At 38.3% G+C, this 24,517-nt stretch carries 21 protein-coding genes; 9 read left to right on the forward strand and 12 right to left on the reverse strand.

Annotated elements, in window-relative coordinates; all coding sequences use genetic code 11:
* Positions 1-3: 3 nt before the first annotated feature.
* The 3 genes from qseG to purL all read right to left on the reverse strand — a co-directional run bounded on the left by qseG (position 4) and on the right by purL (position 7,097).
* Positions 4-1,068, reverse strand: coding sequence for a two-component system QseEF-associated lipoprotein QseG (qseG, locus tag QQS39_RS13105; protein ID WP_285804679.1), 1,065 nt, complete (start codon positions 1,066-1,068; stop codon positions 4-6).
* Positions 1,068-2,516: a sensor histidine kinase gene (locus tag QQS39_RS13110; RefSeq protein ID WP_196735114.1), complete on the reverse strand. Its 1,449-nt coding sequence runs from the start codon at positions 2,514-2,516 to the stop codon at positions 1,068-1,070. Before QQS39_RS13110 ends, qseG begins: the two co-directional genes overlap by 1 nt.
* Before the next feature lie 690 nt (positions 2,517-3,206).
* The gene (purL, locus tag QQS39_RS13115; protein WP_285804680.1) at positions 3,207-7,097 is read right to left on the reverse strand and encodes a phosphoribosylformylglycinamidine synthase; all 3,891 of its coding nucleotides are present in this window, start codon (positions 7,095-7,097) and stop codon (positions 3,207-3,209) included.
* A gap of 264 nt (positions 7,098-7,361) precedes the next feature.
* Here purL and mltF point away from each other — a divergent pair, with 264 nt between their 5' ends.
* The 6 genes from mltF to QQS39_RS13145 all read left to right on the forward strand — a co-directional run bounded on the left by mltF (position 7,362) and on the right by QQS39_RS13145 (position 15,295).
* The gene (gene mltF, locus QQS39_RS13120) at positions 7,362-8,834 is read left to right on the forward strand and encodes a membrane-bound lytic murein transglycosylase MltF (RefSeq protein WP_151435648.1); all 1,473 of its coding nucleotides are present in this window, start codon (positions 7,362-7,364) and stop codon (positions 8,832-8,834) included.
* 809 nt (positions 8,835-9,643) lie between these two features.
* Positions 9,644-10,192, forward strand: a complete 549-nt coding sequence (locus QQS39_RS13125) for a fimbrial protein (RefSeq protein WP_151435649.1) — start codon at positions 9,644-9,646, stop codon at positions 10,190-10,192.
* Between the two features lie 177 nt (positions 10,193-10,369).
* A complete protein-coding gene (locus QQS39_RS13130; protein WP_285804681.1) occupies positions 10,370-12,856 on the forward strand; it encodes a fimbria/pilus outer membrane usher protein in 2,487 nt (828 codons plus the stop codon).
* Between the two features lie 30 nt (positions 12,857-12,886).
* Complete coding sequence (locus tag QQS39_RS13135) at positions 12,887-13,651, forward strand: fimbrial biogenesis chaperone (RefSeq protein ID WP_151435651.1); 765 nt, start codon at positions 12,887-12,889, stop codon at positions 13,649-13,651.
* A gap of 25 nt (positions 13,652-13,676) precedes the next feature.
* Complete coding sequence (locus QQS39_RS13140) at positions 13,677-14,747, forward strand: fimbrial protein (RefSeq protein ID WP_151435652.1); 1,071 nt, start codon at positions 13,677-13,679, stop codon at positions 14,745-14,747.
* On the forward strand, positions 14,747-15,295 hold the full coding sequence (locus QQS39_RS13145) for a fimbrial protein (protein WP_285804682.1): 549 nt from the start codon (positions 14,747-14,749) through the stop codon (positions 15,293-15,295). The genes QQS39_RS13140 and QQS39_RS13145 overlap by 1 nt, the downstream gene beginning before the upstream one ends.
* A gap of 7 nt (positions 15,296-15,302) precedes the next feature.
* Here the strand turns inward: QQS39_RS13145 and tadA are convergent, their stop codons facing one another.
* Complete coding sequence (gene tadA / locus QQS39_RS13150) at positions 15,303-15,833, reverse strand: tRNA adenosine(34) deaminase TadA (protein ID WP_285804683.1); 531 nt, start codon at positions 15,831-15,833, stop codon at positions 15,303-15,305.
* A 107-nt stretch (positions 15,834-15,940) separates the two neighbouring features.
* A complete protein-coding gene (locus QQS39_RS13155) occupies positions 15,941-16,576 on the reverse strand; it encodes a LysE family translocator (RefSeq protein WP_099073671.1) in 636 nt (211 codons plus the stop codon).
* Positions 16,577-16,782: 206 nt separating this feature from the next.
* Here QQS39_RS13155 and QQS39_RS13160 point away from each other — a divergent pair, with 206 nt between their 5' ends.
* The 3 genes from QQS39_RS13160 (at position 16,783) to QQS39_RS13170 (ending at position 17,915) form a co-directional block, all read left to right on the forward strand.
* A complete protein-coding gene (locus QQS39_RS13160) occupies positions 16,783-17,100 on the forward strand; it encodes a type II toxin-antitoxin system RelE/ParE family toxin (RefSeq protein ID WP_285804684.1) in 318 nt (105 codons plus the stop codon).
* A 3-nt stretch (positions 17,101-17,103) separates the two neighbouring features.
* Positions 17,104-17,412 carry an addiction module antidote protein gene (locus QQS39_RS13165; protein WP_151435656.1) on the forward strand — a complete coding sequence of 103 codons (309 nt, stop codon included), beginning with the start codon at positions 17,104-17,106 and terminating at the stop codon, positions 17,410-17,412.
* Between the two features lie 242 nt (positions 17,413-17,654).
* Positions 17,655-17,915 carry a YfhL family 4Fe-4S dicluster ferredoxin gene (locus QQS39_RS13170; RefSeq protein ID WP_285804685.1) on the forward strand — a complete coding sequence of 87 codons (261 nt, stop codon included), beginning with the start codon at positions 17,655-17,657 and terminating at the stop codon, positions 17,913-17,915.
* Between the two features lie 40 nt (positions 17,916-17,955).
* On the opposite strand, the gene acpS is transcribed toward QQS39_RS13170, so the two are convergent.
* The 7 genes from acpS to lepA form a co-directional block, all read right to left on the reverse strand.
* Entirely contained in the window at positions 17,956-18,336 is a 381-nt protein-coding gene (acpS, locus tag QQS39_RS13175) for a holo-ACP synthase (protein WP_069367826.1), read from the reverse strand.
* Positions 18,336-19,067 carry a pyridoxine 5'-phosphate synthase gene (gene pdxJ / locus QQS39_RS13180; protein ID WP_075673670.1) on the reverse strand — a complete coding sequence of 244 codons (732 nt, stop codon included), beginning with the start codon at positions 19,065-19,067 and terminating at the stop codon, positions 18,336-18,338. Before pdxJ ends, acpS begins: the two co-directional genes overlap by 1 nt.
* A gap of 69 nt (positions 19,068-19,136) precedes the next feature.
* Complete coding sequence (recO, locus tag QQS39_RS13185; RefSeq protein ID WP_285804686.1) at positions 19,137-19,877, reverse strand: DNA repair protein RecO; 741 nt, start codon at positions 19,875-19,877, stop codon at positions 19,137-19,139.
* A gap of 9 nt (positions 19,878-19,886) precedes the next feature.
* On the reverse strand, positions 19,887-20,795 hold the full coding sequence (era, locus tag QQS39_RS13190; protein WP_151435659.1) for a GTPase Era: 909 nt from the start codon (positions 20,793-20,795) through the stop codon (positions 19,887-19,889).
* Positions 20,792-21,472, reverse strand: coding sequence for a ribonuclease III (gene rnc, locus QQS39_RS13195; protein WP_069367822.1), 681 nt, complete (start codon positions 21,470-21,472; stop codon positions 20,792-20,794). The genes era and rnc overlap by 4 nt, the downstream gene beginning before the upstream one ends.
* Before the next feature lie 194 nt (positions 21,473-21,666).
* Positions 21,667-22,638 (reverse strand): signal peptidase I, encoded by a 972-nt coding sequence (gene lepB / locus QQS39_RS13200; protein WP_099073675.1) that lies wholly within the window; start codon positions 22,636-22,638, stop codon positions 21,667-21,669.
* 14 nt (positions 22,639-22,652) lie between these two features.
* Positions 22,653-24,449 carry a translation elongation factor 4 gene (gene lepA, locus QQS39_RS13205; protein ID WP_023581598.1) on the reverse strand — a complete coding sequence of 599 codons (1,797 nt, stop codon included), beginning with the start codon at positions 24,447-24,449 and terminating at the stop codon, positions 22,653-22,655.
* Positions 24,450-24,517 lie beyond the last annotated feature (68 nt).

Below are 24,517 nucleotides of genomic sequence, written 5' to 3' on the forward strand. Positions count from 1 at the left end.
TCCTTATTTAGAACCTGCTTCAGTCAGTTTTGAGCTTTGCGTGTCAGTATCAGTTTTGACAGGTTCTGGTTTTACCGTCTCGGGCTTCGTAGATTCTGGTTTTGAAGGCTCTGGTTTAACCACTGTTGCAGGAGGTTGTTTTTCCTCGCCCTTTGGCTTTTCTGTTATCGATTGCGGCGAAACGGGTTTTTCAGTTGTTTTTTCAACCGTTGGCTTTTCAGCAACAGTTTTTTCAGTAATAGTTTTTTCAGTAACAGGTTTCTCTGTATTCGCTGTTTCTGTAGATGTTGCTGTTGCGCTCTCGGTTAAATCTTCATTTTGCGATAACGAATCAACAGAACCACTCTGTTTTCTATTCGATAACTGCCGCTCAATTTGAGTCAGGCTTTCAAGCTTTTTCAGGGTGATATTCAGCTCATGCTGTAGCGTATTATTCTCTTTTCTTAGCATATCAATTCTATTATCTGTATCTGTAGTTAGACGACGATAACGATTCTTTTCTTCTGCTAAAGAGAGCATAAGCGTTTGGTTCTCAATCCATGTCGATAGTAGAACTCGCATGGAACTCGGAAATTGTAATTTATAGCTTTCTAATAATACTAATTGTGTTCGACGATCGGCAATCGTCATTCCTGCACGTTCTAATAAAATACTTTTATAAAATGCATCATCCCAACCAGTAACAACAACACTACTAGCTTGGCGTTGTGCTTCTGTTGTCATTATGCGGTTTGTACATTCAATGACACGTAACCAATAAAGCGCGTTATTGATGCCTTCATCATAAAAGGAGCTTAATGTTTTACATTCAGCCCAACGATAATCAATCGTTTTTTGTTTAACAACGGGGATTTCTGGCTCTGGCTCTTGTGCCTCAGTGAGCGACTTTGGTGTACACCCTGAAAGAACCAGTGGAAGCATAATAAACAAGAAACACTGCTTCCAATTTAATGCGATTTTTCTAGTTGATGCAGGGGCCATAGATAACACTTCAATACCAAGCATCTTCTTATTTGTTTTTTTATATTCATGATGAGGAGATGCTTGTTTTTGTGACCTGATTTGCATTATTTAATCTCAGAAAGTAGCGGTAATTCAATACGAAAACAGACATCTGCATAGTCAGAAGGAACAACTCTTAACTCACCTTCCATTCTTTTGATACAGTCATGAGCAATACTTAAACCTAAACCACTTCCTTTTACAGCCCCTTTGCGTAGCAAAGATCCTTGGAAAAAGGGTTCAAAAATCATTTTTTGTTCAGATTCAGGTATAGGTGTTCCTTTATTGGCTATATCAATAACTATTTTCTGTTCAACTTGATAACTAGAGATCCAGATATTACCTGATTCAGCACCATAGTGCACCGCATTCGAGTAGAGATTGTCGATAACCCGTGATAATAATGTCGCTTCTGCTCGACACGTAGTTAGATTAAGTGAAATTATCGTTTTAATATCTTTTGCTCTCGCGGGTAAACTGTGGGCTAATACCACATCATTTACTAAATCAGTCAAGTTAATTTCTTCGATTTGTTGAGGAACTTCAGAAAGTTTACGATTGTAATCAAGCAGTTGTTCAATTAATAGCTGTAACTGCTTACTGCTATTATCGAGAATTGAAACGACTTCTTTTTGATCAAGCGTTAAAGGGCCTGCAACTTCATCAGCTAATAATTCCGTACCTTCTCGCATACTGGCTAACGGTGTTTTTAACTCATGAGAGATATGACGCAAAAATTCATGGCGTTGTGATTCAAGCCATGCTAAACGCTCACTTAACCAAATAATACGTTGTGCTAATGAACGTAGTTCTCGTGGTCCTTGAAAAGTATCTAAATTATTACTGAGTGTTCGACCTTCACCTAATCGATTGATCATCTTCTCAATGCCTTTAACAGGACCAATAATCATTCGAGTAAATAACGCAATGAGGATCAAGCTGAAAACAAAAACGATAAGACTTTGCCAACCGAAATAGCGCCCCTTCTCAGCGATTGCCATTTGAAGTTGTTCACCACGGCTAAAAATAATCTCTTTGGTTAATACCACAATACGATTATTGGCATAAGAGAACTGCTCTAAAGCTTGTTGCATCTCTTTTGTAGGTTCGCTGCTTTCGCATTGGATCAATTTTAGTTTTTCAAGTGAAGTATTAAGTACATCGGCTTCTTTCGATGCCGAAAGAGGAATAATGGTTTGCTGTAATGTTGAGAAGAGTTTGGTGTATTGCTGGTAGCGTTGCTGATACATATCATCATCGGTTTTATCTCTTAAAACACAATATCGACGATAATTCCCTTCCATTTCAATGGCTAGATTTCGCATCACTTCACTGCGTTCAGTATCTGCAAGTGCATTTTTATTAGTAATAGCCGCCTGATTACTTAGTTGATCAAGGCTTTGATAAGCCTGATAAGCAAGTACAAGTAAAGGTAATAGCACCATCCAAAATGCCATTATCACGAGCTGTCTTAAAGAACGAGGGAAAATACGCCACTTTTTCAATGAAATCATCTCAACACCTATTAGAGTAATGCGATGCTACATGACTTGATAACAAGAAAAAAGTCCGACATTGGGAAAATCAGGTAAGAGAACAAACACAAACGAGGAAATGCGACAGGCTCTAGAAGTGGGAGAGCGGAATATCTTATTGAGATATTCCGCTCGTCAATATTTCATCTCTTTTTTCTCTAAAAGAGAATGAAGGTGGTGCCTCACTCAACGTGTCGCCCTGTGTTTGATAAGGTCCGAAGACGAGTATCGTGATGTTGGACGGTAGGCACCTTACTCTGGCGTCATTCCTGGCTTATGTGGTATGTTCCCACCCATATTGTGGACCGACATAAAAAGTTGAATGAGCAACTGATTTATATAATGCACAAGGCGTGCCAACTTTTAAATTTTTTATTTAACACACTGAAAATAAACAAAAAATAAAAACACCCCTCTAATATTTTATTTATCACTCTTTTTTATCTAGTTATAAAACAACCAAGCTGTCTCCATATCCAGACAGAGTTACCCTAAATTTAATAATTATTTATATTTCAATGAATTAAGTGTCGCTAAAAAGAGACAAACAAAATGATAAGTGTCGCTGTTTTTACACAACAAGAAATAATTCCTTTATTATCAATATAATAAAGCCTCTAACAATGTAGAGGCTTTATGTATTTATCTCTAAGACAATATTACATTTGATTAATCAAATTGTTTTCTTGCATTGCGGAATAAACGCATCCAAGGGCTGTCTTCACCCCAATTATCTGGATGCCAAGAATTACTGACTGTTCTAAACACGCGTTCTGGATGAGGCATCATAATGGTTGAGCGCCCATCTTTTGTGGTAACAGCCGTGATCCCTTTTACAGAGCCATTAGGATTTAATGGATATTGTTCTGTAGGGTTGCCGTAGTGATCCACAAAACGTAATCCCACTAAATTTTGAGCTTCTAGTTGTGCTAGTTGCTCAGCATTACGGAATTCAGCAAAACCTTCACCATGAGAAACGGCAATAGGCATTTGTGAACCCACCATACCCTGTAGCAATAATGAGGGGCTTTCAGTCACTTTCACTAAACTAAAGCGCGCTTCAAAACGCTCAGAACGGTTGCGAACAAAACGAGGCCATAAATCTGCACCCGGAATAAGTTCTGATAATGTAGACATCATTTGGCAACCATTACAGACCCCGAGAGATAAGGTATCTTGGCGTTCAAAGAATTGAGCAAATTCATCGCGTAAGCGAGAATTAAATAAAATAGATTTCGCCCAACCTTCCCCCGCACCTAATACGTCACCGTAAGAGAATCCACCGCAAGCCACCAGCACATCAAAATCACTGAGTGAACGTCGTGATGAATGTAAGTCGCTCATATGAACATCGATAGCGTCAAAACCCGCTCTGTCAAAAGCTGCCGCCATTTCAACATGAGAGTTAACACCCTGCTCTCTTAATACCGCAATACGAGGGCGGCTCCCTGTTGCAATATAAGGTGCAGCAATATCTTCATTTGGATCAAAGGTTAACTTCACATTTAACCCTGGATCGTTGAGATCTTGTTTGGCTTGATGTTCTTCATCCGCACACTCTGGATTATCACGCAAGCGTTGCATTTGCCATGTTGTTTCAGCCCACCAAAGACGCAGTGTACTGCGTTTTTCATTGTAAACCTCAGTTTCACGACTTTGGATAATAATGGCGTCATTTTCTGTTGCTTGACCTAAATAGTGTAAACAATCCGATAAACCATATTCGGCAAACAGTGCTTCGACAGCCTCTTGATGTTCCGCACGAATTTGGATCACACCACCAAGTTCTTCATTAAATAGCCCGGCTAAAATATCTTCATCATAAGCACTGATATCAACATGTAATCCACAATGACCCGTAAATGCCATTTCTGCAAGAGTGACAAATAATCCACCATCGGAGCGATCGTGATAAGCCAACAATTTGCCATCATTGACCAATTGTTGCATCACATTAAAGAACTGTTTTAATTGCTCAACATCACGAAGATCTGCCGCTTTTTGACCTAATTGACGATAAACTTGTGCTAGTGCCGTCGCGCCTAGTGCATTATGACCATTTCCTAAATCAATCAAATACAAGCGATTTCCTGCTTGTGTTGATAATTCAGGTGTCACTGTTTTACGCACATCTTCAACACGAGAGAATGCCGTAATAACTAAAGAGAGTGGTGACGTCACCTCTTTGGTTTTCCCATCTTTATCTTGCCAACGCGTTTTCATTGACATCGAATCTTTGCCCACAGGAATAGTAATACCTAGCTCTGGGCATAACTCTTCACCAATAGCTTTCACTGCGTCATATAAGCCGGCATCTTCACCAGGATGACCTGCTGCTGACATCCAGTTAGCTGAAAGCTTAATACGATTAAGCGCTTCTACATCGCAACCTGCCATATTTGTTAGCGCTTCGCCGACAGCCATACGTGCAGATGCAGCAAAATCTAACAGTGCGATAGGTGCTCGTTCACCAATAGACATCGCTTCGCCATAATAACTATCTAATGTTGCTGTGGTAACGGCGCAATTGGCAACTGGAATTTGCCAAGGTCCAACCATTTGATCACGCGCAACCATACCTGTTACCGTACGGTCACCAATGGTAATTAAGAAGGTTTTTTCAGCAACAGCAGGTAAATGAAGAACACGATAAACCGCATCTTTTAAATCGATATCTTTACGAGAGAGATACTCACCTTCTGTTTTAAGTGATTTTACATCACGCAACATTTTAGGTGCTTTACCTAATAATATGTCTAATGGCATATCAATCGGTTTATTATCAAAATGTGTATCATTAAGGACTAATTCACGCTCTTGCGTTGCTTCACCGATCACAGCATAAGGTGCTCTTTCACGCTGGCATAACGCATCAAAGAGAGGCATTTTTTCAGGTGATACCGCCAATACATAACGCTCTTGAGATTCATTACACCAGATCTCAAGTGGGCTCATACCCGGTTCATCATTAAGAACATCACGTAATTCAAAACGACCACCACGACCGCCATCATTGACTAACTCAGGCATTGCATTAGAAAGACCACCAGCACCAACATCATGAATAAATAAGATTGGGTTATCGTCACCTAATTGCCAACAACGATCGATAACTTCTTGGCAACGACGTTCCATTTCTGGGTTATCACGCTGAACAGAAGCGAAATCTAAATCGGCATCTGATTGACCTGATGTCATAGAAGAAGCAGCGCCACCACCAAGACCGATGTTCATAGAGGGTCCACCAAGTACAATTAACTTAGCGCCAACCGTGATTTCACCTTTTTGTACGTGATCTTCACGAATATTACCGATCCCCCCAGCTAACATAATTGGTTTATGGTAACCGCGAATTTCAACACCATTGTGGCTATTGACTTGTTCTTCATAGGTTCTGAAATAACCTAATAATGCCGGACGACCGAATTCATTATTAAATGCCGCACCACCTAATGGACCTTCCGTCATGATGTCTAATGCATTAACAATACGCTCTGGTTTACCAAAATCTTCTTCCCAAGGCTGTTCAAATCCGGGAATACGTAAGTTAGAAACCGAAAATCCAACTAGACCCGCTTTAGGTTTTGCACCACGCCCAGTAGCACCTTCATCTCGAATTTCACCGCCTGAACCTGTTGCTGCGCCCGGCCAAGGTGAAATAGCTGTTGGGTGGTTATGTGTTTCTACTTTCATCAAGATATGTACAGGCTCTTGATGGTAGTGATAATGCCCTTTGTCTGTATCAGGATAAAAACGTCCCGCCACAGAGCCTTCCATTACTGCCGCATTATCTTTATAAGCTGACATGACATAATCAGGAGTTTGCTCAAACGTATTTTTAATCATTTTAAATAATGATTTATCTTGAGCTTTACCATCAATTATCCAATCCGCATTAAATATTTTGTGGCGACAGTGTTCAGAGTTAGCTTGTGCAAACATATAAAGCTCTACATCTGTCGGATTACGCTGTAAGCGGTTAAAAGCATCGACTAAGTAATCAACTTCATCGTCTGCCAGCGCTAATCCCATTTCGATATTCGCTTTTACTAGTGCATCTTTACCTTTTGCAAGGACATCAATCGTTTTTAATGGTGCTGGAGTTTGTTCGGCAAAAAGTGCATTTACATCTTGATAATTTAAGAAGATGGTTTCCATCATTCGGTCATGAATAAAACCATAAAGTTGTTGCCACTGATTGTCTGTCATCGTACCGCATTCAATAAAGTAGGCGATACCACGTTCAATTCGGACAACCTTGGCTAAACCACAGTTATGTGCAATATCTGTCGCTTTAGAAGACCAAGGTGAAATTGTTCCTGGACGAGGTGTAACAACTCGCATTTCCCCAACAGGCTCATGTTCTGTTAATGAAGGTCCATAATGCAGTAGTTGGCGTAATTTAATTTGATCATCTTCAGATAACTGCCCTTCCACTTTCGCGAAATGAACAAATTCCGCGTATATACCTTGTACAGGAAGATCATTTTCCTGACATAGAGTGAGTAATTTATTAATACGAAACGCGGATAAAGCGGGGGAGCCACGCAGGATTTCCATAGTATTGAGTTCTCTCTTTTAGCAGCTAACCTGACCAATCATTCAGGGGAAACGCGCCTAGTATAATAGAATAACCGCTCAGACGAAACCGTTTGCGTGAACAAAATAACGGCATTTAACTTAGCGTGTTTTAATGATTAATTGGTGTAATCAAGTTGCGTCTTGCCAATATGTTAAGCAAAATGCTCGATTACTGGAAATTTATCCATGTTAAAATGACGATTTTACACACAACAATAAACAACGTTAACGAGAACCAACCTATTGAATAATATAAGGATAAACTATTTCGTTATCGTTATCATAGCGCTCTTTTCAGCGGCTATTATCGCGTTGAATATTACATGGCCAGATAGGCAAAAAGCGCAGATAAATAAGATTTTATCTCGTGGTGAGTTAAGAATTAGTACGATACCTTCACCATTGATAACGATGAACGATAAAAAGGACCCCGTAGGTTTCGATTATGAATTAGTGAAACGCTTTGCTGATTACCTAGGCGTGAAACTTGTCGTTAATATGCGGACAAATATCAACCAAATGTTTGATGATCTGGAGAATAATAGAGCTGATTTTATCGCCGCCGGATTACTTTATAATAAAGAGAGATTAGATACGACACGCAGTGGCCCTGCTTACTTTTCAGTTTCTCAACAGCTTATTTACCGTAAAGGGACATTAAGACCACGTAGCTTTGATACGTTAGATGGGCGTCTTGTTGTTACTGCTGGCTCTGCTCATGCAAGTTTATTGCGAACATTAAAAGAGACGCAATATCCTGAGCTTGAATGGGAAGAATCAGATAATCAGACAACCTCACAGCTGCTAGAAGCATTATCTGAAGGCAAAATAACCTATGTGTTAGCAGATTCTATCAGTGTTGCAGTACAACAACGCATTCATCCTAATGTTGCCGTAGGGTTTGAAGTCACAGAAAGCCGTCCACTAACGTGGTATCTGCCAGATGGTGAAGATAATAGCTTATATGCCGCGATGCTCGATTACTTTAATCAATTATCTCAAGAAGATGTGTTAGCAAGACTTGAAGAAAAGTATTTTGGTCATGTCGGTACATTTGATTACTTCGATACTATCTCTTTTATTACGGCAATAGATTCTATTTTGCCAAACTATCAGCCTCTTTTTGAAAAGTATGCAGATACTTTCGATTGGCGGTTATTGGCTGCTATGGCATGGCAAGAATCACACTGGGACCCTCATGCGACATCACCAACTGGAGTTAGAGGATTGATGATGTTAACTCGCCCTACTGCATCGAGTATGGGCGTTACTGACAGGCTTGATCCCGAAGAGAGTGTTCGAGGGGGAGCACAATATCTTAAGCATCTCCTTTCGCGCTTGCCGGATTCTATTCCAGAAGACGAAAGAATTTGGTTTGCATTAGCCGCATATAATATGGGATTTGGTCATATGCTTGATGCCAGAAGGCTTACTGAGCAACAAAATGCCGATCCTGATAGTTGGCTAGATGTAAAATCAAGATTACCTCTACTTAGCCAAAAGAAATATTATGCAGACCTGCCTTATGGCTATGCTAGAGGGCATGAGGCTTATCGCTATGTTGAAAATATTCGACGATATCAACTTAGCCTTGTCGGTTACCTTCAAGCCAAAGAGAGCAAAAATAAAATATTATCTAAAGATAAAGAGACTGATAACGATGAAGAGCAAGAAAGTTCATCATTATCATTGACTCAAGATATGGCTTATCAATAATTTTTGCAATTAAAACAGCATATTAAACAACATAGCCTCTTTTATAGAGGCTTATTTATTTCATTTCTGCCATTCAAAAATCACTCCAACCATTAAAGCAACCCCCAACTTAATGTTTTCTTAATATTAAAAATTGTTACATTTGATCATGCCATTTTTTACCTAAAATAGGGAAAATTCATGTGTTAAAAAATGTAACACTTATTAGCCAAAAAACTCAGCTAGTGAGTAAACTGTACTTAAAGTAATCTAATTAGTCATTTTAGGACTATCAGAATAGGTAAAATATAAGAAAATATTAACTTAAGTACGTAGGAATTATCTCATTGGTTATTATTCGTTTTATGATTGTTATTTTTTGAGAAACTTATTTTGTGATATAAATTAACCTAACTACGTCATTGTTAACATCTAACTTATTGAATTACATATATTATGATAATCTATAATTGATTTTATTAATTTTTCTAACCTAATGTTAATAACATTACTTTTTGTAAAGTTAAAACAATGTTAATTATATTGTCTATTAAATTTATCTGCCTGATAAACTTTTTCACCCATAAATTGAGTAATAAAAAGAATAAATCTATATAAAACTCTATTAATATGGAATAGGCAAGATTAAATGTGAAAATTGAGGAAATCAACAAAACGTTATATCAAATAGAACGCCTTTATTGATATCATATAAACCAGACATTATTCGAAACAACTCGAAATATAATGCAAATCAATTTTTATATTCCGACATCAATATTATTTTTCTATAAATAATAATACGCACGATCTTCAAGGGATTATCTATAATGAAACTGAGTAAAATTGCTTTAGCTGCTGCTTTAGTATTTGGTATTAATTCTGTTGCAACTGCTGAAACTTCTGCTCCAAAAATTGGTGCAACTAAAGGCGAAATTCAATTAAAAGGTGAAATTGTTAATTCAGCTTGTGGATTAGCAGCTTCTTCAAGTCCTGTTATTGTTGATTTCAGTGAAATTCCAACTTCTGCATTAGCAAATATGCAGAAAGCAGGTAACGTTAAAAAAGATATCGAATTACAAGACTGTGATACTACCGTAGCAAAAACAGCAACTGTTAGCTATACACCAAGCGTTGTTAATGCAACAAATAAAGACTTAGCATCTTTCGTATCTGGCTCCGCTTCTGGCGCGGGTATCGGCTTAATGGATGCTGGCAGCAAATCAGTAAAATGGAATACAGCAACAACACCAGTACAATTAGTTAATGGTGTTTCTAAGATCCCATTTGTTGCTTACGTTCAAGCTGAATCAGCAGATGCAACTGTAACTCCAGGTGAATTCCAAGCCGTTATCAACTTCCAAGTTGATTATCAGTAATCGTTTTATTTATTTAAATTAATTAAATAATAAATTAATTACTGCATTAACGCAGGGGACTTCCTCTGCGTTAAATTCTATAAAACACTTCAATTTAATAAAATAGAATAAAAAGTAATGAAATAAATATTCATTATTTAATTACTTTTTATTTTATTAATAATTAGGCGTTTATTCATGTTAATTTCTTTTTTTCACAGCACAATATGGAAAAACATTTGTGCCATTTTGCTATTGTGCTTAGCGTTTTTCGCTCAAGCCGAGCTTGATGATTCTGTGGAATTTAACATTCATATGCTAGATGCCGAAGACAGAGATAATGTCGATTTATCTCGTTTTGCAACCTCTAATTACATTATTCCGGGTATGTACTACTTAGATATCCGTATAAATGGTCGTGACTTCCCTCGCCAAAACATTAATTATGTTGAAGTGAAGCCCAATTACTCCATCGCTTGTATTGACCCTACTCTTCTAAAAAAGTTAACAGTTAACGAAGAAAATCAAAAATTTATCGAAGAAATCTCGCCTGATTGTTTCGATATTAGTCAATTACCAGGTATCTCTATCAAAAATGATGGTGGTATTCTCGATATTGTTATGCCTCGTTCATTAATGAAATATGAAGATACCGATTGGACACCACCTGAATTGTGGGACCCAGGTGTATCTGGGTTATTAGTTGACTATACCTTAACGGGTATATCGACTCGTCCGAATAAAGGCAGTAATAACAACTCATTGACAGGATATGGGCAAGCTGGAATTAATCTTGGTGAATGGCGACTACGTGCTGAATATCAAGGAAACTATTCATCTGAATATTCATCAAATAATAGCTTTGATTGGAATCAGATTTACGCATATAAACCCTTACCTAACCAAGCAGCAAAATTAACACTTGGTGAAACTTATTTAAACTCTCAAGTTTTTGATAGTTTTCGTTTTACAGGTGCCAATATACAAAGTGATGAAAGAATGTTGCCTCCTTCTTTGCAAGGTTATGCACCTGAAATTCATGGCATCGCAAACACTAATGCTAAAGTGACTGTAACGCAAAACGGTCGCTTAATTTATGAAACCACGGTACCGGCTGGTCCTTTTGTTATTAAACATTTACAAGACACAGTACAAGGTCAATTAAATGTCAGAGTCGAAGAGCAAAACGGTAAAGTAAACGAATTTCAAGTACAAACAGCCAATCTACCTTATATGACTCGCCCAGGCTCCGTGCGTTATAACACATCAATGGGTCAGCCATCACTCAACAACCATAAAATGCAAGGCCCTGTTTTTTATCAAGGCGATTTTTCATGGGGTATGAATAACACATGGTCGCTATATGGTGGGGCTTTGTTGACTGCTAAAGATTACAATGCGTGGTCATTAGGTTTAGGTCATGATATGGGACGTTTAGGTACGCTTTCAGGTGATATTACTCAGTCTTATAGCAAAACCTATGATAATGAAAATATCAACGGTATGTCGTTCAAACTAAACTATGCAAAAACATTTGATGAATACCATAGTACGATTACTTTTGCGGGTTACCGTTTTTCAGAGAAAACTTTCCGATCTTTCTCTCAATATATAGATGAGCGTTACAACGACATTAATAACAATGGTTATGAAAAAGAGATGTATACCATTACAGGTAACAAAACTTTTTGGGCCGATGATATTGAAAAATCGACAACACTTTATCTCTCTTATCGACACCAAAACTATTGGGATAAAAATACACAAGAACAATATGGTGTTACGGTAAGCCGTAATTTCTCTATTATGGGTATAGAGCAAATTAATACTAACTTATCTGCATTCCGTACTCAGCATAAAGGAAATACCGATGACAGTATTTCTTTCAATATTTCAATTCCATTAGGAAGTGGCAAAAGCATTGGTTATAGCTTGCAAGACAGTAACGGAAAAGTGAACCAAATGGCCTCTTATTCTGATAATAGCAATTATAATAATCTATGGCGTGTCCGTGCAGGTTTAAGCTCTGACAATAAAGCTAATACTGATGGTTATTATCAACACCGTTCGCAATATGCAGAAATTAACGCCAATGCAAGCTATCAACAAGATAATTATGTGGCACTAGGTGCAACAGTTAAAGGTGGATTTACGGCAACACGTCATGGTGCGGCATTACATAGCAGTAGCATGACATCAAGTACTGCTCGCATGATGGTTGATACTGATGGAGTGGCAGGCGTGCCCTTTAATAATCAAAGCACAACAACAAACCTATTTGGTATTGGGGTATTAACTGACTTAACTAGTTATAACAATGTTGATGCTCGCATTGATGTTGATAAAATGAATTCAGATATTGAAACACATAAAGCCATTACTTCTGCCACATTAACTGAAGGTGCGATTGGCTACTATAAATTCCCTGTTCGCCAAGGTGAGCGCCTGATGGCTATCTTACAAACCGTCGATCAAAAACACCCGCCATTTGGTGCCGAAATCACCAATAAAAATGGTGAAAATATGGGAATGGTGATGGAAGATGGTTTAGTTTATATCGCCGGTGTTAACCTTAATGAATCATTAAACGTGATCTGGGGTGGTAAAACCCAATGTACGATTACAATTCCTGCGGCAATTAACGATCCACTAAAACATGAATTGTTATTATGTCAGGGATTTTAATGAATAAAATGAATTACTAGAGATAATTGTATGAACTCATTCAACACACTCAAAACGCTTTTTTGTGGCTCCTTAATTGCACTCAGCATAGTGAGTACAACTCAAGCTGGCGTGTCATTAGATAGAACTCGTATTGTATTAATGGGCAACGAAAACTCAGCTAGCGTAAACCTAAAAAATACTAGCCCTGATATTCCTTTCTTAGCTCAATCGTGGGTTGAAAATGAACACGGGCAAAAAATCACTTCTCCTTTAGTCGCGTTGCCACCTTTACAACGTCTTGATGGTGACCAAAAAGGCGTTGTCAGAATTACCAAAACAGCAGAAATTGGTCTTTTACCACAAGATAGAGAATCACTATTTTATTTAAATGTGCGTGAAATTCCACCAGCACCCAAACAAGCTAACGTGTTGCAAATGGCAATGCAGTCTCGCATTAAATTATTCTATCGCCCAACTGCTATTATTCCTGAAAAACCGGGCATGATTTGGCAAGACCAATTAGTGTTTAAAAAACAAGGTAATCAATTTATTGCCGAAAACCCAACACCTTACTACATCACCATTATTGGGCTTTCTAATAAATTGAATGGTGAAGATAGTGATAAGTTAACCACCTTCCCTGGTTTAATGGTTGCGCCTAAATCATCACTGGAAATCCCAGTTAAAACCAGTAACGTCAATCAATTTTACATGATGTATGTAAATGATTACGGTGGGCATCCAGAATTAAAATTTGTTTGCCAACAAAATAGCTGTAAAGCAGCACCAAAAGAACAACAACCGAAATATTAATTCACTTAACGCCGGTAGGAATAAAATGAAATTAACAACAGCAAATTTTTATTTCAATACGCTAAAATTACTTTTTACTGGCGCAATGTTATGTACTCCAATTGTTGCTTCTGCTTATATTCATGGTGAAGTTCGTACTGTCGGCGGTCCTAATATCTTTAGGGTTGCATTAGATAACGCGACATTTCCTAATAACCGACCGGGCGAAACGGCCACAGTAAACTTTTCTTTGCCCGATAGATACTTAGCAACCGTTTATTGCCCTAAAGATCCCTTGGTTTCAAATTCACGCACTTATTATATGGCAAATTCTGACCTACGCTATTTAGGTAATAATTACTATGAACTTAATGAGTACGTCGATGTTCAGATCAAGTTTTCTATTTGGGGTCCTGAATCACTTCCTACTGTTCCTTTTATTGAAAAACCGAACAATCGAAATGGACAACAAGGTTGCCGTATCCCTGAATCACCAAAACCCAATATGTCGTCAGGAAGTAGTGGTGTATTAGTCTTTCGCTTGAAAAAACCGATTATTAATGGGGTTTCATTAACAGGGCAAGCTGTCGCTCAAATGTATGCTCGCGTAGGTAATGGCTTATATCAAGAATATGGTCCAGAGCCAATTTCAAAATTAGTGATTAGTTCAGGAATATTAACCACTGAAGATAGATGTACATTTAATAACGGCTCTCCTATTACCTTTGATTTTGGCAATGTCGGTAATACTTCTGACTATTTAAATGGTCAAAACTACAAGATCACACGTAATATCCCAATCAAGTGTGAAGGCGGTAGTTTTACTAATCCTAACAGTAAAATTATGTTTAAAATTCAAACGGGTAGCTCAGGTGTCGCTAGTTTTAACCCTAATTACCTTGGTACAACAGGACCTGTAGATAGAACAAATTTAGGTATTGTTTTAAGAGACAAATCAGGAACGATTGTGCCACCTAATCAATATTTTTCTGTCGGGAAACTGAATAATTTTAAAGGTAGCTGGGAAGTCACAGCAGCCCCCATTGCAAAAACAGGTAGCAAAATTACAGAAGGTGAATTCTCAGCACATGCCACATTAGTTGCGGAGTTTATGTAATGAAAAACCCAATAACAAAATCTGCTATTTCTCTTTTATTATTACTTTCACCTTCAGCCTTTGCTGTGACAGAGCTTATTGGGGGTGATATGGAGTTTAAAGGTGTGGTGGTTGCACATGGTTGCACCATTGTTGCTGGTGATGAAAATAAAGTAATTGATTTCAAGCAGATATCAGCAAAAGATCTCTATACTTTTCAAAAAAGTGAATCTGTTGCTTTTAGTATTAGTTTAGAAAATTGCAGTCAGGATATTTATAAAAGCGTCACAATTACGTTAGATGGGAAAGAGCACCCTACAATGCCTAACCACCTTGCTGTTGTCGGCACAGGATCTGAAGATCCTAAAAGCATCGGGATTGTATTTACAGATGCTCAACGCAATGTTATTCAATTAAAAAATCCTAGCTCTACTCGACTTCTTAATGATAAGCGTATTCAGTTTAATTTTGTGACGTATGTTGAGGCATCACCTTCTGCGCTGAAAAATCAAACATTGCTAACGGGTCCTTTCCAAGCACAAGCAACGTATACCCTTAATTATCAGTAAACAGATATTATTCTTTTATTGCTGGTTCAGTATTGATTATAACTGAACTGTTTTTTTGCTTTTTAAGCTGTTTCTTTTCAGCTCTTCTCATTTTAAAGAATTGGCTTAAAAGCTGTGAACACTCTTCACCTAATACACCCGATGTTATCTCAACTTTATGGTTCATTCCTGGATGCTGTAAGATATCAATAAATGAACCAGCCGCACCTGTTTTTAAATCTGAAGCACCATAAACCACGCGTTTTACCCGACTATGCACAATTGCTCCAGCACACATCACACAAGGTTCGAGGGTAATATAAAGCGTTGCATCGAGTAGGCGATAATTTTGTAAATGCTTTCCCCCTTTGCGTAATGCCATAATCTCTGCATGTGCAGTGGGGTCGTTATCAATAATTGAATGATTCCATCCTTTAGCAATGATTTTATTATCAACGACTAATACTGCACCCACCGGTATTTCACCGATTTCTTGTGCTTTTTGCGCTTGCTCAATCGCTTTATGCATCCAATAAATATCATCTTTAACTTTATTCACAAGGATATCTCTTCATTATCATATAGCGGGCTATTGTACCCTGTTTTCTATTGATAACTAAAGAGATTGCCTTGAATTGTTTATGACAAAGATAGCAAGATGCAACTTTAGTTTACGCGCGCTTCTGTGGCTAATTTAATGGCTAAAGCCCCTAAAATAGTCGCCATAAACCAACGTTGAATTAATGCCCAACGAGGTCTTTGCATAAAGAATCCCGCAATAGAACCTGCTGCAATAACAATCAATGCATTTACTGCGATGCTAATAACGATTTGAATACTGCCTAACACTAATGATTGGTTTAAAACACTACCATTTTGAATACTGATAAATTGAGGTAACAGTGATAAATACATCAATGCAATCTTAGGATTCAATAGATTGGTAACAAACCCCATCACAAAGAGTTTTGTTGTATTACCTGAAAGTAATTTTTTGGGATGAAAGATAGAACGCCCACCGGGCTTAATAGATTGCCAAGCTATATAAAGAAGATAAATCGCACCACAAATCTTCAGCGTATCATAAGCATAAGGTACAGCCATAAAAATGGCCGTAATACCAAATGCAGCTAATAACATATAAAAAATATAGCCAACAGCCACACCGATTAGCGAGATAAACCCTGCTTTTTTCCCTTGTGAGATTGAGCGTGAAATTAAGTAAATCATATTAGGACCGGGTGTTAGCACTAAACCCAAAGATAAAAGTGCAAATGTCCACATATTAAACAGCGTTGGCATAGAATACCCCTTATGTTATTGCGTTATTTAACATCAATAACAGGGTATTAGGTGTGCGGAATACCACAAAACATACTCTTTATCATTAATATTTACTCGCTTCTACCTAAGATTTTTGCTTTTTATATATATTGCTGATAAGTTATAGTAGCTTATAAGCTACAAAAATAGTTGTTGATACGTAGCTTTTAAGCTACATTTTGCTAATGAAAACGATCAAACATTACTTAACAATAGATGGCAAAGACTTATATGCTGACTATTTCAAAAAAATACGCGATCCTGTTGCTAAAGCAAAAATTGCATCAAGAGTAAATAGAATGGCAAGTGCGCATTTTGGTGATCATAAACCTTGCCGTGATAGTGTTTGGGAATTACGAATTGATCAAGGTGCTGGATATCGGGTTTACTATAGTTTAATCGATGGCGAAATTATATTGCTACTTCTAGCTGGAGATAAGCGAACTCAGGATACTGATATTAATAAAGCTATCCTATGTCTAAAAGATTATTTAAAGAGGTAGATTATGCCCAATTCTCGTTTGCATGATGATGCAATGGTTGAAATTTTACGTGAAGACCCTGATTTTGCTAAAGCTTATTTACATCAAGCCTTCCTTGATATAGATGAAGATGGTGGGCAAGAAGCTTTTCTTATGGCATTACGCCATGTCGTAGAAGCCCGTGGAGGTATGGCAACTATTGCAAAAAAAGCCGGTGTTTCACGTGAAACACTTTACCGAACCCTATCACCAACAGGTAACCCTACATTAAAGACACTACGCCATGTCATTAATGCTACTGGTTTTCATTTCTCCTCATTGGCTCGTGCTTAATATTTTATTTATATAATCTGATAAGTCATTTGAGTGATGTTACTTTAGGAAATGTCATATAAATGGTAATCTTACCCTCCCTTGCTTATCTCTCATCAAGCAAGAAGATTTGGGCGATATCCCCATTTGAATGATAAAACGCTATTTTATCGGATATAGCTACATAAAACTGATAGATGGTAACATATAAGTGCAAGATATAAGTTACTGAAATTTAATAATTTATATATTAAGTGACTGATATGGCTTTACTAATTACGAAGAAATGCATCAATTGTGATATGTGTGAACCAGAGTGCCCAAATGATGCGATTTCAATGGGGGATGATATTTATGAAATTAATCCTGATCTTTGCACTGAATGCGTAGGACATTACGATAAACCTACTTGCCAATCGGTGTGTCCGATTACCAACACGATCATCATTGATCCCACTCATACTGAATCTCAAGATGAATTATGGGAAAAATTTGTGTTGATCTACCACGCAGATAAGATCTAAACCTTAATCAATGATTTTGTGGGTGATAAATCTAAGAGAGCTATTTTTCTAAAATAACTGTCGCACAAGCATAACGCTGTTCATCAGCAAGTGTTACGTGAATAGAGTTTATCCCCGCTTTCTCTGCCATCTCTTTTGCAACCGCTAAAAAATGCAGTGTAGGTTTACCTAACTCATCATTACGTACTTCAAAATGATTAAAAGCCAATCCTAAACGGATACCTGTTCCTAATGCTTTTGCCGCAGCCTCTTTTACTGCAAACCGCTTAGCTAAAAAGCGTATTGGCTGTTTATGGGATTGATAGATTTCCCATTCTGTATCAGTAAGAATGCGACGAGCAAGGCGTTCACCAGAACGCCCTATAATATCTTCGATACGTGATATCTCGACGATATCCATACCTAAGCCAACAATAGCCATTAGCGACGCGCTTCTCGCATTAAGCGTTTCATTTCTTCAACCGCAGGTGCTAATCCACTAAATACAGCTCTACCAATAATTGCATGGCCAATATTCAGTTCATAAAGTTCAGGTAATGCGGCAATACGTTGCACGTTGTGATAATGCAAACCATGCCCTGCATTCACTTTTAAGCCTTTAGATGCGGCATAAGTCACTGCATCACGAATACGGACAAACTCTTTTTCTTGAGCCATTTCATCTTCTGCATCAGCATAAGCGCCAGTGTGGATCTCAATAAAAGGCGCACCAACACGGTCGGCTGCGTTAATTTGTTCATGGTCAGGATCAATAAACAGAGAAACTTTGATACCCGCTAAAGATAAGCGTTTAATTGCATCAGCAACTTTTGCTTCATTGCCAACAACGTCTAAACCACCTTCTGTTGTCACTTCTTGGCGTTTTTCAGGTACTAAACAGCAAAAATCAGGCTGTGTTTGACAAGCAATTTCGATCATCTCTTCGGTGACCGCCATTTCCAGATTTAATCTTGTCTGAACCGTTTGGCTTATCAGCATTAAATCGCGATCAGTGATGTGGCGTCTATCTTCACGTAAATGGATAGTAATACCATCAGCGCCGGCTTGTTCTGCAATAAAAGCCGCTTGAACAGGATCGGGATACGTTGTGCCTCTGGCATTACGAAGGGTGGCGATATGGTCAATATTAACGCCAAGTAGAATATCAGACATGCTCTTCTCCTGAAAAATAACGTTGCATTACCTTAGTTTACACATTCCATAGAGAAGAAAAAGACAATATTACTGTTGTGCCATCAATGCTCTTTTCTTTGGGGGTTTTTTAATGGCAAATTGTCTAAAAAGTTCTCTACTTTTTAATGGTTTTCCGCCTAAATAGGGCTTCAATGCCATTCGAGTAAATCTTTTCGCCGCTTTTAATGTTTCAACAGTAGGAAATTCGCGACTGGCTAAAGATTTTAATTCAAATCCGGTAAAACTATTATGATCAACTACTAAACTCGCAATAAAACCTTTTTCTTCCCGATAACGATAAGTCATCGAATCTGAAACTGGCTCTCCACTTCCAGCACAATGCAGAAAATCTAAGCCATAGCCAAGTTGTGTTAATAACGCGAGTTCAAAGCGTCTTAGTGCCGCTTCAGGTGTGGTATCGCTCGCTGCAAGAATTTGCAAACAGGAGAGGTATTCAAAAAAAAGTACACTATAAGAGGTACCATTTTCCAAAACGCGAGACAATAATTCATTAAGATACAAGCCACTGTATAGTACAGAGCCTGTCAGTGGTAATGCTAAAGAGATAGGTTCAGCATCACGAAGTGTTTTAACTTCTCCTCGCCCACTCCAACGAATGAGCAAAGGAGTAAAAGGTTGAAGCGCCCCTTTTAAGGGTGAACGACGGCCTCGCGCACCTTTTGACAATATGCGTACTCGCCCTTCATTTTCAGTGAAAAAATCGAGTAATAGACTCGTTTCACTGTAAGGTCGAGCATGGATAACGAATGCACGTTGCCAGCCGTCCACTTCAGTTACCTACTTTAAATCGTCCACATAGCCAAGGCTACGTAAAGCACGTTCATCATCAGCCCAGCCCGCTTTGACTTTCACCCAAAGTTCTAAGTGAACTTTGTTTTCAAATAAGTCTTCCATATCCATGCGGGCTTCAGTACCAATTTTCTTGATTTTCGCACCTTTATTACCAATAACCATTTTCTTCTGGCCTTCACGCTCAACCAGAATTAATCCGTGGATATCATAACCACCACGCTCATTGGTAACGAATTGCTCAATTTCAACAGTGACAGAATAAGGTAATTCTTCACCTAAAAAGCGCATCAATTTCTCACGAATAATTTCTGATGCCATAAAACGCTGAGAGCGATCAGTAATATAATCTTCAGGGAAATGATGAATAGCTTCTGGTAAACATTTACGTACGATTTTCGCTATCGTATCAATATTCATGTCTTTTTCAGCACTGATTGGTACAACATCAAGAAAATCCATTTGTTGGCTTAAAAAGCCAATGTGTGGAAGTAACTTGGTTTTATCTGTCACGTTATCTACTTTATTAATTGCTAATAAAACAGGGCAACGTAATGATTTTAATTTATTTAATACCATTTCGTCATCAGGCGTCCAGTTGGTGCCTTCAACAACGAAAATAACCAATTCAACATCACCAATTGAACTGCTTGCTGCACGGTTCATCAATCTGTTGATGGCTCGCTTTTCTTCGATATGCAAGCCCGGTGTATCCACATAAATCGCTTGGTAAGCACCATCTGTATCAATACCCATGATACGGTGACGCGTTGTTTGCGGTTTACGTGATGTAATAGAAACTTTCTGCCCCAATAATTGGTTCAGTAGTGTTGATTTTCCCACATTTGGGCGACCGACTATCGCAATAAATCCGCAATAGGTTTGTTCTTCGCTCATTCAAGCTCCAGTTGTATTAATGCCTGTTCAGCAGCGGCCTGTTCAGCTTTACGACGGCTTGTACCCATCCCTTTGACAGGTTGTTCGATACCGCTTATCTGACAATGGATCGTAAACTCTTGATCATGGGCTTCGCCACGAACCTGTACCACAATATAAGAAGGTAATGGTAAATGACGGCCTTGCAAATACTCTTGCAAACGAGTTTTAGGATCTTTTTGCTTATCGCCCGGACTGATTTCAGCCAAACGATTCTCATACCAGTTTAAAATAATTTTTTCGATATTTTGAATATCACTATCAAGGAAAATTGCACCAATTAAAGCTTCCACCGTATCAGCTAAAATTGATTCGCGACGGAAACCGCCACTTTTTAATTCCCCTGGACCTAAACGTAGACATTCGCCTAGTTCAAATTCACGCGCTAATTCAGCGAGTGTATTTCCACGAACAAGCGTTGCTCTCATTCGGCTCATATCACCTTCATCAACACGAGGAAAGCGATGATAAAGTGCGTTAGCAATCACATAGCTTAGAATTGAATCACCTAAAAATTCTAAACGTTCATTATGCTTACTGCTAGCACTACGATGCGTTAAAGCCTGTAGTAATAATTCATTTTGCGTAAAAGTATAGCCCAGTTTCTTTTGTAACTGGTTTACTAATAAAGTATTCATGTGCGATCAATTTCCATAACTTAATTTGAAGCACACGCAACAAATCTGTTTAAGACAACGAGAAATTATCGGGTTGGATAACAGAACTGTTGCGTTTGCACTGGCTCCTGACAATACAGGAGCCAATCATATTTAAAGAAGCGACATATTCTACACTTAGATAAGAAGGAATGCTGTCGCTATTTTGTTAATAATTACTTAATGCCACCGATACGGCTAAAACGAACGCCTGTTGGCCATTCATTCTCTACTTTTTCAAAGCTCATCCAAATTGTTGTCGCTTTACCTACTAAGTTTTTCTCTGGAACAAAGCCCCAGAAGCGACTATCTGAACTACCGTCTCGATTATCACCCATCATAAAGTAATGACCTTCAGGAACAATCCACGTACCGACAGGTAATCCAGGTTGGATAAACTCAGGCATCGTCATATCACCGGGTATTGTCATAATACGGTGAGAGACTTTATCAATAGTTTCTACTCTTTCTTCTTCACGTAATTGAGTTGCTGTTGAAATAGGCTCCTCAATTGGAATAGATTTCATACCATTAATACGCTGACCACCCGGTACATTCTGTAATAACAACGTCCATTCACTTGGGTAAGCAGTACCATAAGTTACTGATATTTCTTCATTACAAATGGCTTTATCACAATTTGGATAGATATGAAGTTTTTTCGACATCATATCATAAACAATTTTATCGCCCGGTAATCCAATAACACGTTTAATAAAGTCAGTAGAAGGATCACGAGGATATTTAAATACAGCGATATCGCCTCGTTTAGGTTTCCCTGTATTAATTAACGTGGTTTGTGTAATTGGATCTTTTAATCCATAAGCAAACTTTTCAACCAAGATAAAATCGCCAACCAACAAGGTTGGCATCATGGAGCGAGAAGGTATTTGAAACGGCTCATACACAAATGAACGCAGAACCAAAACAATAATCAAAACTGGGAATAAAGAGCCTAATGTCTCTGCCCAGCTTGGTTTATTAATTGATTTTGCTAACTCTTGCTGATCCTCGGTCCCTTGCGTCATCTCTTGAAGACGCTTTAGTTTTGCTTTTCGGGCTGGCTTGAGCTTAAAGCGCTCAATTCCCCAAAAAACTCCCGTTATTAGCGTTGCCAGCGTTAGGATCAAGGCAAACGTGTTAGCCATGTTTTCTCCTTAAATTATTTATCTTTACCAACATGAAGAATGGCTAAAAACGCTTCTTGTGGTAGCTCTACGTTACCAATTTGCTTCATACGTTTTTTACCATCTTTCTGTTTCTGTAACAGTTTCTTCTTACGGCTAACGTCACCGCCATAACATTTGGCTAATACGTTTTTACGTAACTGTTTAACAGTTGAACGAGCAATAATATGGTTACCAATTGCCGCTTGGATGGCGATATCAAACTGTTGGCGTGGAATAAATTCTTTCATTTTTTCCACCAGCTCACGACCACGATAAGGTGCATTATCATTATGTGTAATCAATGCTAAAGCATCAACACGATCACCATTAATCAAGACATCTACACGCACCATGTTAGAGCCTTGGAAGCGGATAAAGTTATAGTCTAAAGACGCATAACCGCGTGATGTTGATTTTAAACGGTCAAAGAAATCTAATACCACTTCAGCCATCGGAATTTCATAAGTTAATGAAACCTGATTACCATGATAGACCATATTGGTTTGAACACCGCGTTTTTCGATACATAAAGTAATTACGTTACCTAAGTATTCTTGCGGTAATAACATATGACATTCAGCAATAGGTTCTCTGATTTCTTCAATGTTATTCAGTGGTGGTAATTTAGACGGGCTATCCACTAATACAATATCACCGTTAGTCATTTCAACTTCATAAACTACGGTTGGCGCTGTTGTAATCAGGTCTAGGTCATATTCACGCTCTAAACGTTCTTGAATAATCTCCATATGAAGAAGACCCAAGAACCCACAACGGAAACCGAAACCTAACGCGGAGGAGCTTTCTGGCTCATAGAATAATGAAGCATCGTTCAGGCTTAATTTACCTAATGCATCACGGAATGATTCATAGTCGTCAGAGCTAATTGGGAATAAACCCGCATAAACTTGTGGCTTAACTTTTTTAAAGCCTGGCAATGGTTTATCTGCTGGTTTTTGTGCTGCTGTTAAGGTATCCCCTACTGGCGCACCTAAAATATCTTTAATCCCACAAACAACCCAACCTACTTCACCACAATTTAATGATGTTGTGTCAATTTGTTTTGGCGTAAAAATACCAATACGGTCAATGTTATAAACCTGCCCCGTACTCATTACCTTGATTTTATCGTTTTTGCTGACTTTACCGTTTTTCACACGGATCAATGAAACAACACCAAGGTAATTATCAAACCAAGAGTCAATAATCAGTGCTTGTAATGGAGCGTCTGCATCACCTTCAGGTGCTGGAATTTCTTTAACAAGACGTTCGATAACTTCTTTAACACCAATACCTGTTTTTGCAGAGCAACGCACTGCATCTGTGGCATCGATGCCCACAATGTCTTCAATCTCTTCAGCAACACGCTCAGGCTCTGCTGCTGGTAAGTCTATTTTATTTAAAACAGGAACGACGGTGAGATCCATATCCATCGCGGTATAGCAGTTTGCTAATGTTTGCGCTTCAACCCCTTGCCCAGCATCTACGACTAATAACGCGCCTTCACACGCAGCGAGTGAACGAGATACTTCATAAGAGAAGTCAACGTGTCCTGGGGTATCGATAAAGTTAAGCTGATAAACTTCACCGTCATCAGCGGTGTAATTCAAGGTTACGCTTTGCGCTTTGATTGTAATACCACGTTCACGCTCAAGATCCATAGAATCAAGAACCTGCGCAGCCATTTCACGATCTGATAAGCCACCACAAATTTGAATAATTCGATCTGATAACGTCGATTTACCGTGGTCAATATGTGCGATAATGGAAAAGTTACGTATGTTTTTCATTCTGAAATTATTTTTCTCTATTGCTTTGCTCTATAAATCTGGCTTTGGAGTCATTCATGGACACAAAG

Origin of the sequence: Proteus appendicitidis (assembly GCF_030271835.1) — a bacterium.
GTDB classification, from domain to species: domain Bacteria; phylum Pseudomonadota; class Gammaproteobacteria; order Enterobacterales; family Enterobacteriaceae; genus Proteus; species Proteus appendicitidis.